Origin of the sequence: Peribacillus alkalitolerans, from assembly GCF_010882125.1 — a bacterium.
Lineage (GTDB): Bacteria > Bacillota > Bacilli > Bacillales > DSM-1321 > Bacillus_BN > Bacillus_BN alkalitolerans.
Genome location: NZ_JAAGVZ010000003.1, coordinates 225,773 through 244,626, shown reverse-complemented (window position 1 = coordinate 244,626; position 18,854 = coordinate 225,773). Strand labels below are relative to the sequence as shown.

Here is an 18,854-nt window from a genome sequence, read left to right as displayed (position 1 = left end):
GAAGCATAAATGTAATTAATCTAATACTAATCATCATATGTGGCAGATGGGCTTTAAGTGATAAATTTAATTAGGAATGATACTGTATGGATAAAAATATGCTCATCAATCTACTCCAAAACATTGAAAGTAGACTTGCAAATTTAGAGAGGAATTTTAATGAATTATCAAAAAGGACAGCACCAAATCCCATCCATTTAGAGATAAAGAACGTTCAAACACTGAACTTGGATGAACTTTCATATCATTTAGAAAATATTGATGTTAAGGAACTTAGTGGAATTCTAAATATTGGCAACATTTTTCCTCCTCATAGGAATTCAATTCAATCTGAAGGAAAGAAAAATAAAAAAACTACTTCTGTGAGTCAAAACTATCGGGCAATCAATAATGAATATGAGGAATCAGAAATATCAGTTAGAATTGACGGTAGGAGTGTCCCATACAGGTTAATTAATAATCAAGAAACAAATAAGACTGAAAAAACACTGTCTTCAAATTTTACAATTCGTGACATTAATATTGGTACCATTGAAGATGCTTCGGCAGTGAATTTTGGTAATAATTTCCCAACAGACTTTAAAAGCCATAAAAAGGTTAACCAGGGATTTGGAAATATTTTTGGGAATCAAAATGATATTCATGATATCTTAGCCCAGTTGGAGGAAAAGGATGCCGTTGAAGTATATTATGAGAATCAAGACCAACATCCACCAGAATGGGTAAAAAGAATGGAAGATGAACAAAAGAAAGAAATGATTTAAGCTAAGTTTCATGGATGATGAACCCTAACTAACTGTTATTGAATAGAATGTTGTTGTGGTTGAGAAATGGGATAATTAAAATACTTTGTCAGGAGCGTTATTCAATTGTTTGTGAAAGATTACACTTAAACAAACGGGGGCGTTAGCGCCATAAGAAGGCCGCCAATTGGTGGCCTTTTAAAAGTATGATTCTTTATATAATCATACTTTTTTTGTCTTGCTCCCTATTTTTAAACAAAAACTGTGACATATGAGAAAGGTAAATTAAAAGGTATGAGCCCGGTACAATACCGAGCTCATGCCCAACGGGCTGCCTAACGAAATAACCTGTCTAACTTTATGGGGTCAGTTCACGTAGAGGAGATCGACTTTTTAGGTTGGAATTCTCTTAGAGTATAAAATTTCCGATATGGGAGGTATAGTGTTGTTCCTGTCGTTCGTAAAAGTACATTTTTGCGAACGGCGCATTTTTTTATAAAATCACCTACTTTTAACGTCCGTTAAAGTATGGATAAACAAAGTGGGAAAAATTTTGAACGAGAACGATATCAATTGGTAAAACGAATGATCCGGAAAGGGGATGTTCTTTACATTCATTCACTGGATCGTTTTGGACGGAACAAGGATGAAACCCTTAGATTCTAAGACTAAGTGTTTTTATTTGTCAGATTGACTTAAGGTTGTAAATGAGAAAGGTGTCACGATTGTTTGCTTAATTGGCTAGTAATTTTGTTCTTAATCTTGACATTTCTTTATCCATTAAGGAAGAAGCTTTGGCAAGCTCAATTAGCTGCTTTTGAGCATCCTCTGGTATAGTCTCGCCTTGATATTTATAGTTTAGTTTATGCTCGGTGGATGCCCAAAAATCCATAGCGGACGTACGAATTTGTATTTCTGCAGGAACCCATATTATTTCGTTGGATAGGATGACTTGGGTTTCTACAATCAGGTGCAAACTTTTATATCCGCTCATTTTCGGGTCCTGAATATAATCCTTTACGCGTATCATTCGAATGTCTTCACGTTGCTCGATATGCTCCTTCAACATATATACGTCATCAATAAAACTTGTGACAATTCTAACTCCCAAAATATCTCTTATTTCATTCCTCACCGCTTCTTGTGTTAAAGGAATTTCTTTTCTTTGTATTTTCTCCACCAAAGAACTTAATTTTTTCATACGTGTTTTCATATGTTCAATAGGAGAATAGCCATATTGTGTTTTCCATTCTAAGTCAATAACCTTGAAATCACTTTCTAATTCATGTAATGCCATTTGGTAAGGTAAAAAGAACCCCCTCCAATTGTCTAATACTTTTTGAATAACCTCGATTTTCATCTTTTTTTTCAGCATGTCCACAGCCCTCCTGTTATTATTCTGTTATCATAACCAAGATACCCTAAAAAAAAAAAACTTTCCATTTTTGTAAAAGTTGCTTTTACTGATTATTTATCAACAGAGTGAATAAGATTGTGAAAAAATGTACTTAAAGTAACGGGGGCGTTGGTTGAAGATCAGAGCTGTAATTTTGGCAGCTTTTTTTTCAGCTAAAGGGGCATGTTAGCTATACAAGTAATAAATTTAATGGTTTAAAGTTATAGAGCATTTCTTTGAATAAGGAATGCTTTTTATTTTTGCTTAAAACAAAAAACTACAACAAAAATATTATTCAAATTAATAAAAATTTATTGTAAAACGATAAAGTATATATTAAAATCAAAATCAGAATAAATAAGTGAGGTGCTTTTTATGGAAAAAGTAACAACATTGTTTTTAAAAATAGCTGTTATTCTTTTAGGAGTCCCAGTTCTTGCTCTGTGCATCTTTTTGGTGCCTGAGATGGCGAATCTTGCAGCAAAATTGCTTCCAAAGTTTGCTTTTATAAAATATCTCGTTTTCACCGCTTTTGATGCATCGGCGATACCTTTTTCCTTTGCTTTGTATCAGGCTTTCAAACTCTTACGCTATATTGACAAAAATAAAGCTTTCTCCGATTTATCTGTAAAAGCTTTAAAGAAAATCAAATACTGTGCCATCATAATCAGTATTTTGCATGTGCTAGTTTGGCCGCTCTTCTATATCTTTGCGGAAGTAGACGATGCACCAGGAGTTATCTTTGTCGGATTGGTTGTTCCTTTTGCTTCGATGGTTATCGCAGTCTTTGCGGCTGTTCTCCAAAAACTTTTACAAGAAGCAATAAATATCAAATCAGAAAATGATTTAACGGTCTGAGGTGAATAACAATGGCAATTATAATCAATATTGATGTGATGTTAGCAAAAAGGAAAATGAGCGTAACAGAACTTTCGGAGAAGGTTGGAATAACCATGGCGAACCTTTCTATATTGAAAAATGGAAAGGCAAAAGCGATTCGATTATCCACTTTAGAGGCAATTTGTAAGGCTTTAGAATGTCAGCCTGGAGATATTTTAGAATACAAAAGTGACGAAGACAGTTAAACATTGTGGAGGAAACTTAATATAACAATTATTAGGGGAGGTATAACTATGGACATTAACAATTTGATTATTGAAAATATTGCAAACCCTCTTGAGTTGGAGAGAATGTATAGAAAAGACCCGAAAGCGTTTAAAAAGTCATTCTCACACGCATGGGAACAAAATCCTGATTCTCAGGTTCTTGGCGTTTGGTATGAAAGATTGTATTTCAAGGAGACGGCAAATACAGAAAAATCTTCCTTCCTTCAAAAAGGTTTCCTATTCATGAGCATTTTAGCCATTCTGGCTGGGATAAGCACCAGGATCATTTTCCATTTTGTCGAACAGGAAGCAATTGCTCCAATTAACCTGGCTTTTGGTATAATTCCCTTTATTGCTGCCTATTTTGTTTACAATAATACTCCGAAAAAAAGTGTTATTTATTCCCTTGCAGCATTGTTCCTAATTTCCGGGTTTTATCTTAATATGCTGCCATTAAATTATAAAGACAGTATTATTCTTGCTTATTTACACCTTCCCATATTCTTATGGGTATTGGTAGGGCTTGCATTTACAGGAAATGAATATTCAAAAGGCAGTACAAGATTAGCCTATATTAAATTTAATTTGGAATATTGTATTCTCTACGCCAGCATGGCAGTTAGCGGAATGGTACTAGCAGCATTAACCATGCAGTTATTTAGATTTATTGGCTTGGATATAGAAGACTTCTATTTTAGTAATGTCGTTTTATTTGGTGCTGCCGCTCTCGCTATTGTGGCTGCATACCTGGTATCAATGAATCTTAAACTTGCTAAGAATATTACACCATATATAGCTAAAATTTTTAGTCCTCTTGTCCTGGTCACATTGTTGGTCTATCTTATAACGGTTATATGGGTCGGAAAAAATCCATTCTTGGACCGCAATTTCCTGATAGCCTTCAACGGAATACTCCTTGGTGTATTGGCCGTTACCATATTTTCCATTACCGAGAGCGACTCAGACGAGAAAAAGAACATTTCAGATTATATAAATTTTGCCTTAATTGTTCTTGCGCTTATTATTGACAGTGTGGCTTTGTCAGCCATCGTGTTCAGACTTTCTTCTTATGGGATTACGCCTAATAGAATTGCTGTTTTAGGAGTAAACATACTTATCTGGGCAAATCTAATTTGGATTATGCTCTCCTATATGCGTTTTCTACAAAACAAATCCGGACCTTCAACTATCCAAGATGCCGTTACTAAGTATTTGCCGGTCTACGGACTTTGGGCAGCTTTCGTTACATTTACATTTCCTATAATTTTTAATTAGAAAGGCTCTGTTAATGTAACGAAAAACTAATCTTCTATAACGTATAAAATCCTTAGAGCCGATATTATGCAGCTTTTTATACAGAGTTGCATAGTTTTGGCTTATTTTCATTACTAAAGTTAAAAAGAGGGTATTCAAACTAGAAGACATAATATATTGTTGCAACTGGATTCTTTAAAATATGTCCAGTTTCATGTTCCCAACGAAGAAGGACTTCATGAAACGTATTTGATAAGCTAAACTTACATGTTTTAAGTTGAGTTTGATTTAGATTAAATGTGAAAAGATGTACTTACAATAAAGGGGACGTTAGTTTAAAATCAGGAGCTGCCGTTTAGGTGGCTTTTTTACTTATTGAACAAAAAGGGCAGTTTAGTGAAAGAGTCCTGGTTGATCTTTGCTCATCAATCGGGCGCCTTTCTTATCTAAGAAGGACGTTTTTTTAAAATAGGACCAGATTGTGGTGCGAAACGTTTCTAACCTAATTTGAGAAAGGTCACATTACTCAGATAAAAGTTAGACAATTCCTTCAGAAATTTAAGGATTATATCGAAGAGCCAAATGACAGAGTACTGTTTTGAAGGGACCTGTCTTAGTCGGATAGCAATTGTTTTAGTAAGGATAAAAGTGTTATAAGCTCGATGAAAAGGAGTGAGAATTTACGCTTACAGTATTGGCTGACAGAGGATGAACCGAAACTTCATGTATCTTGGCACATTCACCGAATCAGAAATTGTAATTTTTTTGTCGAATTTTATTAAGGAAATGTTAAGAAACGGTAATTATTTGAAGTCCATGAATATATAGAACTATAACTATAGACTTTATTTGACTGTAATAAAATGCAAAACCACCCTGTAAATCTATTGTTTTTAGGCATTATATATCATTGAATAAATCTTTTCTCCTACAAAAAACTCTTAACATTCAAAATTTCTCTATTCTGATAAAATTTTTTTAGATATAGAATTTATTACTGTTTTTTAAACTTATTTTGTAGGAGGAACAGTACGTGAAAAAATCTGGAAAGAAATCTGTAGCAAAAGTTTTGGTGGCATCTACTCTTGTTTTTAGTACAATCCCTTCATTTATCAACATGGAAACAACGGCATTTGCCAATCAATTGGGGAATGTGCTGGTAAACGAAAATTTTGACGAAATAACCAATGGGCAACTTCCAGCAGGGTGGAAATTAATCCAAGGAAATGCAGTAGCAAAGGATGGCAAACTTCTACTCTCTTCTCCTTCGTCTTCAAGTCCATCTAGAGTCATTATACCCCTTGGAACTGAATCTGGGGATTATGTGTTTGAAGCTGAAATGACATTTTTGTCAGCAATTGAGGATACACGTTGGGCTTCATTAATGTATCGTATCCAGTCTGAAAACTACCCTTATTATCAGTTTGCTATCCGCAGGGGAACAACGGCTTTGAATGGACTGGAGTTCGCCATTAGGAACACGAATAATCAATGGGTTGTTCCTGAGACAAATTTTTATCCTGAAAAATTTGAATTCAATAAGACCTACAAAATTAAAGTTGTAGCTAATAAAAATCGTGTTCAGCAGTTTATAAATGGAAAATTGGTTATTGATACTGATCTGGCCAATCAGTGGATGAACGGGGATGTTGGTTTCCAAGCAAACGGTGTAAATGTCCAATTTGATAATGTGAAAGTAACGACAACATCTGAAGCACTTCCTCCAATTGAGAACGGTGGCGCTTTCATTCCAGCTGAACCTGAAACAAAAATCATCAATCCACCGACATTAATAGCTGACAGTTCAGTCATGGATACAACAGCACAAGTTTCTTCTGTCGTGCTCCCTGTTCAAATGAATCAAGATGGGCAGTTAATTACAAACAATAAATTGCTAAGTGAAGTATTAAAGTCTATCAAAAATAAAAGAATTCCAATCCTGGAAGTTGAAGAAGATGGTCTTGAAGAAGCAATTAGTACAGAATTAAAAGAAACGCAAACCAATGATGTGCATTTTATCTCAAGCAATCCTTCTATTCTGAAAGAATTAAGAACGAACTATCCAACTGCACGAGGCGGAATATTATATAATAAGAATTCTCTAAATAAAAACGAATTAGAGAAGTTTGCTCAAGACATTCATAAACATAATGGAAAAGTAGCCATTATTCCTCAAAAAATTTTAACCCAAGAAATTGTTCATTATTTACATAGTCGAACAATTTCTGTTTGGAGTATAGGCGCTGATTCTGAGAATTCTGCCCATGAAATGATTCACCTTGGTGTAGACGGTATTATTTCAAATACGCCAGAGTATTCAGCAAAAGCACTTAACGAATACCCAGAAAACACGATTATACAAAGACCTATTGTTGCAGCTCACCGTGGAGTACCTTCGATGGCTCCGGAAAATACAATAGTGGGCTATAAGTTAGCTTATGATCTCGGTGCAGATATGATTGAAACAGACTTAAAAATAACGAAGGATTCTCACCTCGTTATTATGCACGATGATACAGTGAATCGTACCACAGATGGAACAGGCCGAGTACGTGATTTAACACTTGATCAGATTCGCGCTTTAGATGCAGGGATAAAATTTGGTCCAGAATTCAAGGGAGAAAAAGTGCCAACCTTCAAGGAGTTTTTACAGGAATTTAAAGGAAAAGATATTGTTTTGCTTGTTGAGTTAAAAGACACTGGAATCGAGGAGCAAGTGATTAAAGAAATTGAAGAAGAAAATATGGTCGATCAAGTGGTCTTACAAAGTTTTAATTTAGGTAGCATGACTAAGATGAACAAGCTGAAACCTGAAATTCCTGTAGGGTACCTATTCTCAGCAGGTGTACCTGGATCAGAAGCTGGAAAATTGAAAAATGCTCAAAAAATGCTAGATTATGGTACAAGCCAAAACGTCACACTAAATGCTAACTATGGCAGTGTTTATCAAGAATTTAACACCTTTATGCGTCAGCGTGGAATGCTGAATATGCATTGGACCTTTAGAGATGAGGAATCTTTCAGCGATAAATTGCAAGAAGGGATAATTGGACCAATTACAGACTACACGCAATGGTTAACTCACTCACCTATTAATCTTGAAACACCAATTAAGAAGGTTAACTTGTATGTAGGAAAAACCTCGACAATACAAGCAAAAGGATTTGTTGATTATCGGATTGATAAAAAAGAAAACATTGAGTCCGAGCTTTACACCATTGAAGATTCTGGGGTTGTCCGCGTAAATGGAAACACGATTGAAGCATTAGCGCCAGGAACAGCACAAGTTTTCGTAAAACACACATTTACGATGTTAGGTAAAGAATGGAATGTAGTGGCAGAACCAATTGAAGTAACTGTTACAGAATAAAAATGCATGGATTAAATAGACTGGTGGGGATCCTTAGATTTCCCAAGCAGCAGAACATTATTATAAAGAAAATCCTGAGTTGGTGAGAAATTTGAGGTAGATAAACAACTTTCTGACTATATCAAGAATGCTATGACACAAATTTAAACTCATTTTTAAAATTCCAGAAAAAGTCGTGAGTATTTCGTTATAGCCACGACTTTTTCTTTTTAACAATCAGGAAAATAGCCAAGAGAAATTACAAAAAAATCTAAGATAGCTAAGGTCAAAATACAGAGAAGATCGTTGATGATAAAACTGAGTATTAAATAAACGGGATTATAGAGTGAATTTGAAATTGAACGATTAAGTAGACAGTAATAGAGTTGCACATTCTATACTGCCTACTTTATTTTTTGTTGGAGAAATTAAGAATTGGTGTCGAATTTATTCAAGAAAAGGACACGATTGTTGAGCAACACAGGTAGAAAATGATCAAACTTTTTATTAAAATCGTTCTCGTGAAATAATTAAAGAGCCTGTTTTGATTAATTTTTTTCAAAAGCAGGCTCTTTTATATTGGGGAAATCAACACAATAAGAGGTATTTTTGATCAAACTTTTTTATAAAACAACATTAATGAGCGTGATCGCTGCGACTGTCTTTTTGTTTGTTCGACTAAAGGGAGTTTAGTTGAAGAAGAAATCACCTGAAAATGTTGAAGTTATTTATATAACTAAAAGTTGATGAATAAAATTACATATATCTATTTAAGGGGGAATTTGTATGAGAAATAATCCGCAATCACTTGCCATATTATTTTTAGGAGTTTGTATTGTAATTGGCTCCTGGATTATATCCCGTGCTATAACCTCTAGTTCAGAAAAAACTTTTGAAATGGTAATGGAACAAAATGAACCTGAAAAAGTAACCAACAGATACGAATTTATAGACATTACACAAGATTATTTTATTGTCTTTGATAAAAACACGGGAGATTACTGGGTTAGTAATAATAGTACTCAATGGGAGAAAAGAAAATCAGTTCCTATAAAATCAAATTAGTAATCCAAATAGGTTCCTGTTGCAATTTTAGTTAGCTTCTTTATTGAGTTTAAAGGGTGTACGAATTTAATAATTAAGCTGTCATTGAGGCAACTTTTTTTCTTGTACTAAATGGGCAGGTTAGTAGAACAAGGATTTTTTTATAGTTAGTCGAATATAACCATTGATGGCCACTAAAAAGTGGCCCCCTACTCTCTTGGGAAGAATTAAAATTAGAATTAAAAAAAGGGTAAAGGTGGAAATTAATGAACATATCAGTTTTAGGATGCGGGCGATGGGGTACTTTTATGGCTTGGTATGTCAAGAAAGTTGGACATAAAGTATTGTTATGGGGGAGAGAAAATTCAAGGAATTTTGTTGGATTAAATGAAACTAGAAAAAATGACTATCTTTCATTACCAGATACAATAGAATTAAGTAGCTCATTGGAGAAAGCGATAACATATGCAGAAATAATAATTATTTCAATCAGCGCTCAAGAATTAAGGTCATTTGCTAAGCAATTAAGTTTTTTTAAAGAAATACATAAAAAAACATTCATTTTATGTATGAAAGGACTTGAAGCCTCAAGTGGAAAGAGACTTTCTCAAGTATTTAGTGAGGAAGTCGGAAGAAATGTGAATGTAGCAGTTTGGGTAGGACCAGGACATGTACAAGATTTTGTGAATAATATACCAAATTGTATGGTTATTGGTTCTGAAAATGTTGAAACAACAAAAATGATTGTTCAAGAGCTTAATAGTGATTTAATCAGGTTTTACTATTGTCAAGATCTAATAGGGAATGAAATAGGGGCTGCAACAAAAAATGTTATTGGAATTGCAGCAGGCATGTTAGATGGATTAAATTATAGCAGTTTAAAAGGTTCACTTATGGCAAGAGGAACAAGAGAAATTTCTCGTCTTGTAAGAGCAATGGGAGGGAATGATTTAACTATATACGGATTAAGTCATTTAGGAGATTATGAAGCAACATTGTTCTCAATACATAGCCATAATAGGAAATTTGGACAAGCGTACGTAGAGGGAGAAAGGTTTGGAAAACTCGCAGAAGGTGTTTCTACAGTTAAGGCATTAAGAGAATTATCTAAAAATTATGCTGTTGAACTTCCAATCTGTAATGCGTTATATGAGATATTATTTGAAAATAAGAATGCAAAGGAAACGTTAGAAGAATTATTCTTAAGACCAGTAAAATTTGAGTTTCAATAAATTATAAATTAACTTACTGAGCTAGAGGGGGCGGTGATCCAGAAGGGTTATATTAAAGTTATGGATAATATATGCTACTTATATTGTTGTCAGTGTTGCTCCGTCTTGTTCTAACCAAGGAACGAATGAGGATAATTAAAGACCGAATAACGGTAATATCCAATGCATACTTCACTACAACATATACTATACCCAGCCCTCTAAGGTATATTGTCACTTCAAATTAAAAATTATTATATATTTTATTGAACTTTTTAAATTAGCCTACTTTTGAAAAAAAGGACTGACTCTTAATTAAGTCAGCCCCCTTTTCACATATATCACCCAGTCTTTTCGACTCGATTAGGATCTTGATAGTTATATTCTTTCTCCCAGAACTCAGCATCTTGGATGCCAAGCTTCACAGGATCGAAAACTGGATCTTTTCCAGCTTTTAGCTGTTCTTCGTAATCTTTGAGGACTATTAAAGTTGGTTTTGTTAAAAGTAAGATTGCAATGATATTCAACCACGCCATACTTCCTACGCCAACGTCACCTAATCCCCAGGCTAGGCTTGCTGTTTTCACACTTCCATAGAATGTCATCACACAAATTACAACTTTTAAAACATATACGGTCCACACACGTTTTGTTTTACGATTAATAAAGGCAAGGTTCGTTTCTGCCATGTAATAATATGCCATGATCGTCGTAAATGCAAAGAATAATAGCGAAATCGCAACAAAAGGAGCTCCAAAGCCTGGAAATATAGATTCAACAGCAGCTTGAGTATAGCCTGGACCTGGTTCTATATCACCAAGATTGTTGACTATTTCTGGTTTACCATCAGGAGCAACATTGTACATTCCCGTAATCAAAATCATGAATGCTGTTGCAGAGCAAACTAATAAAGTATCCACATAAACTGAAAATGCTTGAACAATACCTTGTTTCGCAGGATGAGATACTTCTGCTGCAGCAGCGGCGTGAGGACCAGTACCTTGACCGGCTTCATTAGAATATATTCCACGTTTAACCCCCCAAGAAATAGCGGCTCCTAGGATCCCTCCAAAGGCAGCATCGGCACCAAAAGCACTTGAAAATATCAGCTTTATAACGCCTGGTAGTTCCGAAATATTCATTACTGTAATAATTATAGCTACTAAGATATAAGAAAGCGCCATAAATGGAACCACAAATTCAGCCACACGAGCTATGCGTTTTACTCCTCCAAAGATGATGAAAGCGAGTAAAGCAACTAAAACAATACCAGTTATCGCAGGTCTAATTCCGAAAGCGTTTTCAATACTTAAGGCGATACTATTTGCTTGTACTCCTGGCAAAAGTATTCCTGTCGCAATAATTGTCACAACCGCAAACAATATCGCATACCATTTTATTTTTAACCCTTTTTCTATGTAAAATGCAGGGCCGCCACGGAATTGACCGTCCTGTTTTGTCTTATACACTTGTCCTAAAGTTGATTCTATAAATGCAGAACCAGCTCCTAAGAAAGCCATCATCCACATCCAGAAAACTGCTCCTGGTCCACCAAAGGCAATCGCCGTTGCAACACCGGCAATGTTTCCAGTTCCTACTCTTCCGGATAATGAAAGACTCAACGCTTGAAAAGATGAAATACCTGATTCTGATTTTCCACCTTTGAACATTAGCTTAAAAATGTCTTTCATATGCCTTACTTGCAGAAATCTAGTTGCTATAGTATAAAACAAACCTACACCTAAACATAAATAAATAAGTGCTTGGCTCCAAATTATACCATTAAGCCAGTTCACAATTTGTTCCATGTTATTCCTCCTATGTACTTTAATGTTTTTTAGTATATAACAGTATATTAACTAAAAAAAAGAATTTTTTTTATTTTTAAAATATTAAATTAAGTTGTTACTTTCTTAAAGCTAATTTTAGTAATGGATTAGCTATTACATTTACTCAATTATTTCTATAAAAAAACACACTACTTTCTCGGGAAAATTTTAAGTTTTATTGCCGTTATTGGGAGTATTAAACATTATTGCTGTTATCGTAATCGCAACTATGTTTAATTTGTAATTTTTCACTAAACTAGCTAATAGAAGCTCAGGTGTTATGCCGTTAAAGGGCGCTTTTCTTTAGGATTAGATTTTGTTAAGGTATATAAGATTGTGAATATTTTCACTTAAATTCCCATGAAAATAAAAACTGTAAAAGGGCATGAAAAAATAGACCCAGAAAAACCAGTTTTTAAAAAAGGCTGAGCCTTTTGAATGATCATATATAAGCTTGGCTGGTAAATAGAATTGTGAATCCCTTTTACTAAAAATGAAATAAGATGAAGCTGGCGCAACAACCAGAAAAAGGATTAACTGAACAAAATAAATGAGTTGAAGCGAGTAGCCAATGAGTCCATTGGACTTCGACAAGGAACTTCAATGGCCAAGCTAGAACTGACAACCTTACTTGATAAGTATGATCTAATCCAAATGAAATTCGAAGAATTAGATACACAAATAGATAAACTGATAGAACAAATCCCAGGTGTCCAGCAAATGTTGGCCATCAAGGGTGTAGGAAGGGACACCGTTGCCGGATTTTTCGCGGAAGTAGGAAATCTTCAAGACTACTTCCATCCTAGACAAATCATAAAGTTGGCTGGATTGAGCTTAAAGGAGAACACTTCAGGTAAGCATAAGGGACAAACCAGGATCACTAAAAGAGGAAGGAAGAAGCTGAGGGCTCTTCTCTTCAGGGTTTGTATGATTATGGTCGTAAAGAACTCTGCTTTCAAGGCTTTGCACGCCTACTATACGCAACGTCCAGATAATCCACTAAAGAAAATGCAGTCTCTGATTGCATTGTGCAATAAGTTAATTCGGATTTTCTTTGCCATTGGGAAGAAACCATTTGAGTTTAGTGAAAAGAGAATGTTAAAGGATATCCCTCATATGAGTGAAAGAGAAGTAGAAATAGCAGCGTAATCTAGTAAAGATCAGTTTTATAGCGAGTAGATTTTTGGAGTTATACGTTACGTACATTTGAATCACGGATTAGTCAGCAAAGCAACTAAACTTCGGGCAAAGACCCTGTGGGGCAGCATGACTGACATCCACCTCATGGAAAGGTTGGACGAAGGAATTTGAGAGCGAAGACTCTGTGAGACATGGGAGGGTTGACCTCCATGAGATATGTGGACATCCACCAGTGCGATCATAATTTTACTCACCCACCATTTTTTGCAAGTGTGTGGCTGTTGAGCTATGAATCATTTTTCTTCAAAGGTCCAAATTTATCCTTTCAAGATAAATCCAACCACATTAATGACATATAACACCAAATTATCTAATTGTGAAATACTGAGAAAACCAGAGAAAACGGGCGATTTCGCTTTCTTTATTGAGGGAGTTTAGTTGAACTTTCGTCACTAGCTCTTTTCAATAATCGGGCCATTATGTGGAATAAGAGGTTGCATAAAACTCTAGTTTTTTATGAAGCTGCCAAGCTTTTTCAGAAGCCAAAAAAGTTGATAAATCAAAATTCACATCAATAAAATTTTCAAAAAGCTATATGTAAAGAGCCGTTCACAAGCAGTTATTCATGCGGCCGAAATAAACTTGTTCCGTTCTCTTAAAATTAAGGATATGTAAATCTTTATTGTTGGTATTTAAAAAGTTAATAGAGCTATCCAGTGCCTGATAATTTCATTCAGAATAAAAAGGCACTGGGTAGTTTTTTTGTTCTATTTTGAAGTAGTACAAAAGTTAAAAAAGTTATAACTTATGATGAATTTTCAGAAAATTAAAAACATGAAATAATAGGAGGTAATATGATCTAACCCAAAAAATTTAATAGATGAGAGGAAGTACAGAAAATGAAAAAAGAGTTTATGAAAAAAGCTACCGCGCTTGCGTTAGGCGTAGGTTTGGTTTCAAGCAGTCTAGCAGCACCGTATCTTAATTCACCATCTAGAGTCCATGCTGTCACAACTTCGAGCTCAGAGTCTATTCTTGCAAATTTGACTCCAGAACAAAGACAGGCCTTAACACAACTTTCCACAAATGATCAAACTGGGTTATTTCTAGATTCAAATGTAAATGTAGATAGCGATAACCAAGTATCCGTCATTGTTTCATTTAAAAATAAGCCACAAAAAATTGCCATTTTAGAATCAGCTGTAAACGGAAAAAGCTTATCCAATGATCAAGCAAAAAACAATGCGGAAGCAGACCATGTGACGTTTAAAAAAGACTTAGATTCTCTTTTTAAAGATAAGACAGATGGATTGTACAAAGTGAAAAGGGAATATAAGCATGCATTCAACGGAGTCGCGTTGGAAGTTCCTGCAAATAAGTTAAATGAATTAATGAAGTCAGACGCAGTTTTAGCTATTTACAGTGATGTAATCGTACAAGCAGAACCTTCAATTGAGCCTTCCTCTGATAGTAAGGGTCAAGGAATGGCAGACGAGCGATCCTTCCTTAAGGTAGATCAATTACATCAAGAAGGTTACACAGGTAAAGGTGTAAAGGTTGCTGTACTAGATACAGGAATTGATTACAACCACCCGGATTTGAAGGATGCCTATAAAGGCGGCTACGATTTTGTAAACAATGACAGTGATCCAATGGAAACTACATACGAAGACTGGATAAAGGCTGGAAAGCCTGGTGGAAATGCAGCTGCTTATGTGACTGAACATGGAACCCACGTTGCGGGTACGATTGCGGGTCAAGGAAAAAATGAAAGTGAATACGCTACTAAGGGAATTGCACCTGATGCGCAAGTTTATGCGTATCGTGTCCTTGGTCCAGGTGGCAGCGGAACGGCAGAGGGTATCATTGCAGCCATTGATCATGCAGTATCTGAAGGCATGGACGTGATGAATTTATCATTAGGTGCCAATTACAATAATCCAATGTATCCGACAAGTATTGCCATTAATAATGCCGTGCTGAGCGGGGTAACTGCAGTTGTAGCAGCTGGAAACGCAGGTAACAAGATGTATACACTTGGTTCTCCTGGTACTGCAGCTTTGGCACTTACAGTAGGGGCAAGCAATGTTCCGATTTCAACCTTGGCAGCTAAAGGAGCCATTGACAATGTATCTGCAGACCTACGCTTCATGGCAAGGGGATACACAGATGACATCACAAAGTTAAAAGGGCAAACGAATACAATTGTCGATGTAGGGCTCGGTGATAACTATACAGGTAAAGATGTTAAAGGGAAAATCGTCCTCATGAGCAGGGGAGTATATACATTGGACTCTAAGATTGCCTTTGCCAAGGCGCAAGGTGCAGCAGCTGTTCTTATGTTTAATGACAATGCAGCAGAGGGGCACATTCCATCTCACTTAGGAGAGGGAGTCAATTTCATCCCAACATTCTCCTTATCAAATGCAGACGGTCTGGCGTTGAAACAAAAATTACAAGCTGGCTCCGCTTCCTTCACTTTCAATGAAATGAGTGAAATGAAAACAGTTGGAGATACCCTAGCAGACTTCAGTTCTCGCGGGCCATCCCGAGTGACGTATGATATTAAACCGGAAATCACGGCACCTGGTGTGAGTGTATTATCGACTGTTCCAAGCTATATAAACAGTCCAAATGATCCGACCAATTATTCGATTGCTTATAAACGTATGTCTGGAACATCCATGGCAACTCCATTTACATCGGGTGTGGCTGCATTATTATTACAAGCTAAGCCTGAACTCGAGCCAGAAGAGGTAAAAGCAATCTTAATGAATACAGCTGATCCGTTAAGCAAGCCATACAGTGTATTTGAACAAGGCGCAGGGCGTGTCGATCCATTTGAAGCGATCCACTCCACGATTGAAATCAAGGTAAAAGATAAAACACCAACGATTATTAATGGGAAAGAAAAACAAATAAAAGAAGATACAGGTGCCCTAAGCTTTGGTAATGAAGTTTTCAATGGTAAAAATATAAAGGATTCACGTTCAGTGACGATTGAAAACAATGGATCAAAAGACAAAACATTTGATGTTAGCGTAACATACCAAACAGATGTAAGAGGATCGAAGGATGCAGTGAAGAATGGTGTAGAAGTATCTACTGATAAGTCGATTAAAGTACCAGGAAATAGTAATGTAGCTAGTAATGTAACTCTTTCGATACCAACAACAGCGGAAAAAGGAATTTATGAAGGATATATTGTGTATACGAATCATGATGATCCATCTGAAACGTATCAAGTTCCATTTGGTGCGCACTTTGTAGAAGAAGGATTCCAAGACTTAAGTCTTGAACGTCAAACAATATCTTCTAATCGTACGAATTTGTCGAACATGTTTTATAATCCTGTTTTATTTGGAAGTTTTACATTAAATTCCCACATGAGATACATTGATGTTGTGCTTGAAGATACAGCTACAGGAAAAGATGTGGGCATTATAGGTACAATAGATGGAATATCGCGTGATGAAGGTGTACAATACGGCGGTTCTTTATTTATGGGATATTATTATCCATTTACGAATGATAAGAATAATCCAATCAGTTCGAAAACTGTCTTAGCACCAGAAGGCCATTACAAACTAAAGTTCATTGGATATAATGACTCTGGGAAATCATTTACTACTTCACAAGATTTGTTTGTTGATAATACAATGCCAAGTAAATATGATGTGCATCTAGATGGAGAAAAAGAAGGAAATCCATTTGTAGAGTACAAGCAAGGTCAAAAAACCGTTCCGTTAACTGCTACGATTAATGACAAAATGGTCGATGAGATGAAAGCAGCTGGTATGAATGTCAATCAATCAATTAATCAAATCTATTATTTTTATAATAGTCACTTTCCAAATGGTCAGCTAACAGTGGACGAAAATGGTAATGTTAAAGACGAGGTTGCAACTGATCCAAAAGGAAATTTAATCGATCTAGAGTTTGAAGGTATTGACCAAGCAACCAACTCTTACGGTCGCAAAGTATACTATGTTGTACCTGACAATTACCAGTATGTTTACGGTCAGCCAAATACACCTACAAGATTAAATAAAGTTAATGCTCATATTGGAGATACGATCACGATTACGCTAACGGCTAATAATGTGAACAAAATAAAACAAGCTTCATACCGCTTTACAACAAAATATGCCGACACAACAGTTGAGAATATTGTATTAAATCCGGCAGCACAAAAACTTGGTGGAACGTTGAATGTGACATCAACACCAGGTAGTACAAGCGTTACATCAAATGTCAATGTAACATTTGATGGCACATCAGAGGTAACGGGTGATATTCCAATGGTGGATGTGACTATTAAAATATCAGATATGAAAGATGGATATACTGCATCTAGCTTTAGTTCTGTATCTTCAACTTTTACAAGTGTTGATGGTACTGTAACAAGGCCATTTACTGCGATCGCGCCTATTACGATTCAGCCTAATTTCTCTACTGCTATTAGTTATATTCATCCAGAAGGTTTCCACAATGAAAATGGACTCCTTAGACCTCAAGACTATACAAAAGTTGGAGCTAACGTAACGATTAAAGATAGTCAAGGAAAAACATACTCAGGGACAATGGATAAAGTTGGACAATTTTATATCACTGGATTACCGGTTACAAGGGATTATTTTACGGTTATTCAAGATATTCCTGGCCACTTCACAACATATGGTCAATTCACCAATGCTTACAAAACAATGGATGGTGTGGATTACGGATACAATAAGCGATTAAGTTATCCAGATGAAATAGGAAAAGCACTTGGAGGCGACGTAAACAAAGACAATGTGATCGATCTGATGGATGCATTAGCGATCCAAAAATATTGGGGAACGAATGAACGCAGTTCTGATATCAACTTTGATGGTATTGTCGATGCGAAAGACTTTGCATTTGTTGAAAAGAACTTCGGCATGCAGAACCCGACCGTTGATAACGCACCAAAGCCTGTGAACCAAGTGAAAGGAAAAGCGCTTGCAGATATTAAGAAAGAATTAGGCCTGTAAGAACCATGTGCCGGCGGCGATTATTACGAGCTGCCGGCATTTTATGACTAAAGATAGGTCGTGAAAGCTTGAAGAAAGTATGAAAACAGAAGGTTGCAAAAGTTGCCTTTGATGTTAAGGAGAAAAATAAAAAGTAAATTTTTATTAGTCTTTTTCATATGTGCAACTTCTTTAACTACCGGGGGCAAGAGCTGAGAACGGAGCTGTCATTTTTGGCAGCTTTTCATTTTTAGCTAACGGGGCAGGAGAGTTGAAGAAGAAAAAACGTTTAATGCGTATTTTTGACTCAAATTGCGAAAAAAATGAACTGTACTATAAAGACAGTTCAATTAATAGGTATTTTATTTTTTAAGAGGGGAAATGACATTGTTATAAAAAAATCTTTCCCAGTTAGCCAACAAACCGTTTCCATTTTCACCACGTTGTATTTTCAGTTCGTGGTTCTTATGAAATTCTGCTATTCGTTTATTATGTTCTTTATGCCATTGATGGAGAGCAACTTGTTTCATTTATATTCTCCTCTCGTTTAATTCCTTAATTATATAGCTCTGGTTGAAAATTACAAAGTATATTTTGCCACAAAAAGTGACATAAAGATGTTAAACACACAGAGAAAATTATGCAATGAGAATGGGAGTACGAAATATTGAACCTGTAAGATAAAGAACAACAATGTTGTAATAAGAGGATATTATGTACTTCTTGTTCAATTAATGGGGCTTTAGTTCAACAACAAGAAATAATGTCGTTGTGGTAAATGAGGTCAT

General features: G+C 35.6%; 11 protein-coding genes and 3 pseudogenes. 11 read left to right on the top strand and 3 right to left on the bottom strand.

Going from position 1 to position 18,854, the window contains the following annotated elements:
* Positions 1-86: 86 nt before the first annotated feature.
* On the top strand, positions 87-764 hold the full coding sequence (locus tag G3O09_RS05530; protein ID WP_163100484.1) for a hypothetical protein: 678 nt from the start codon (positions 87-89) through the stop codon (positions 762-764).
* 507 nt (positions 765-1,271) lie between these two features.
* Positions 1,272-1,403, top strand: a pseudogene (locus G3O09_RS05525) (recombinase family protein); the annotation flags it as partial.
* Positions 1,404-1,476: 73 nt separating this feature from the next.
* On the opposite strand, the gene G3O09_RS05520 reads toward G3O09_RS05525, so the two are convergent.
* The gene (locus G3O09_RS05520; RefSeq protein ID WP_163100483.1) at positions 1,477-2,118 is read right to left on the bottom strand and encodes a GTP pyrophosphokinase; all 642 of its coding nucleotides are present in this window, start codon (positions 2,116-2,118) and stop codon (positions 1,477-1,479) included.
* 396 nt (positions 2,119-2,514) lie between these two features.
* Here G3O09_RS05520 and G3O09_RS05515 point away from each other — a divergent pair, with 396 nt between their 5' ends.
* The 6 genes from G3O09_RS05515 to G3O09_RS05490 all read left to right on the top strand — a co-directional run bounded on the left by G3O09_RS05515 (position 2,515) and on the right by G3O09_RS05490 (position 10,124).
* Positions 2,515-2,997, top strand: a complete 483-nt coding sequence (locus tag G3O09_RS05515) for a DUF2975 domain-containing protein (RefSeq protein ID WP_163100482.1) — start codon at positions 2,515-2,517, stop codon at positions 2,995-2,997.
* Between the two features lie 11 nt (positions 2,998-3,008).
* Positions 3,009-3,224, top strand: coding sequence for a helix-turn-helix domain-containing protein (locus G3O09_RS05510; protein WP_017153334.1), 216 nt, complete (start codon positions 3,009-3,011; stop codon positions 3,222-3,224).
* Between the two features lie 48 nt (positions 3,225-3,272).
* Positions 3,273-4,520 (top strand): DUF4153 domain-containing protein, encoded by a 1,248-nt coding sequence (locus G3O09_RS05505; RefSeq protein ID WP_163100481.1) that lies wholly within the window; start codon positions 3,273-3,275, stop codon positions 4,518-4,520.
* Positions 4,521-5,532: 1,012 nt separating this feature from the next.
* Positions 5,533-7,869 carry a glycerophosphodiester phosphodiesterase family protein gene (locus G3O09_RS05500; protein ID WP_163100480.1) on the top strand — a complete coding sequence of 779 codons (2,337 nt, stop codon included), beginning with the start codon at positions 5,533-5,535 and terminating at the stop codon, positions 7,867-7,869.
* A gap of 765 nt (positions 7,870-8,634) precedes the next feature.
* Positions 8,635-8,913: a hypothetical protein gene (locus G3O09_RS05495; protein ID WP_163100479.1), complete on the top strand. Its 279-nt coding sequence runs from the start codon at positions 8,635-8,637 to the stop codon at positions 8,911-8,913.
* A 245-nt stretch (positions 8,914-9,158) separates the two neighbouring features.
* A complete protein-coding gene (locus G3O09_RS05490; protein WP_163100478.1) occupies positions 9,159-10,124 on the top strand; it encodes an NAD(P)H-dependent glycerol-3-phosphate dehydrogenase in 966 nt (321 codons plus the stop codon).
* Between the two features lie 320 nt (positions 10,125-10,444).
* Here G3O09_RS05490 and G3O09_RS05485 read toward each other — a convergent pair whose 3' ends face one another.
* Positions 10,445-11,911, bottom strand: coding sequence for an alanine/glycine:cation symporter family protein (locus G3O09_RS05485; RefSeq protein ID WP_163100477.1), 1,467 nt, complete (start codon positions 11,909-11,911; stop codon positions 10,445-10,447).
* Between the two features lie 558 nt (positions 11,912-12,469).
* Here G3O09_RS05485 and G3O09_RS05480 point away from each other — a divergent pair.
* The 3 genes and pseudogenes from G3O09_RS05480 to G3O09_RS05475 all read left to right on the top strand — a co-directional run.
* Positions 12,470-13,081 (top strand): annotated as a pseudogene (locus G3O09_RS05480) (transposase); the annotation flags it as partial.
* A 549-nt stretch (positions 13,082-13,630) separates the two neighbouring features.
* A pseudogene (locus tag G3O09_RS22875) lies at positions 13,631-13,731 on the top strand (DNA-binding response regulator); the annotation flags it as partial.
* A gap of 240 nt (positions 13,732-13,971) precedes the next feature.
* A complete protein-coding gene (locus G3O09_RS05475; protein ID WP_163100476.1) occupies positions 13,972-18,087 on the top strand; it encodes a S8 family serine peptidase in 4,116 nt (1,371 codons plus the stop codon).
* A 341-nt stretch (positions 18,088-18,428) separates the two neighbouring features.
* On the opposite strand, the gene G3O09_RS22125 is transcribed toward G3O09_RS05475, so the two are convergent.
* Positions 18,429-18,596 carry a hypothetical protein gene (locus G3O09_RS22125; protein WP_205439610.1) on the bottom strand — a complete coding sequence of 56 codons (168 nt, stop codon included), beginning with the start codon at positions 18,594-18,596 and terminating at the stop codon, positions 18,429-18,431.
* Positions 18,597-18,854: the final 258 nt, after the last annotated feature.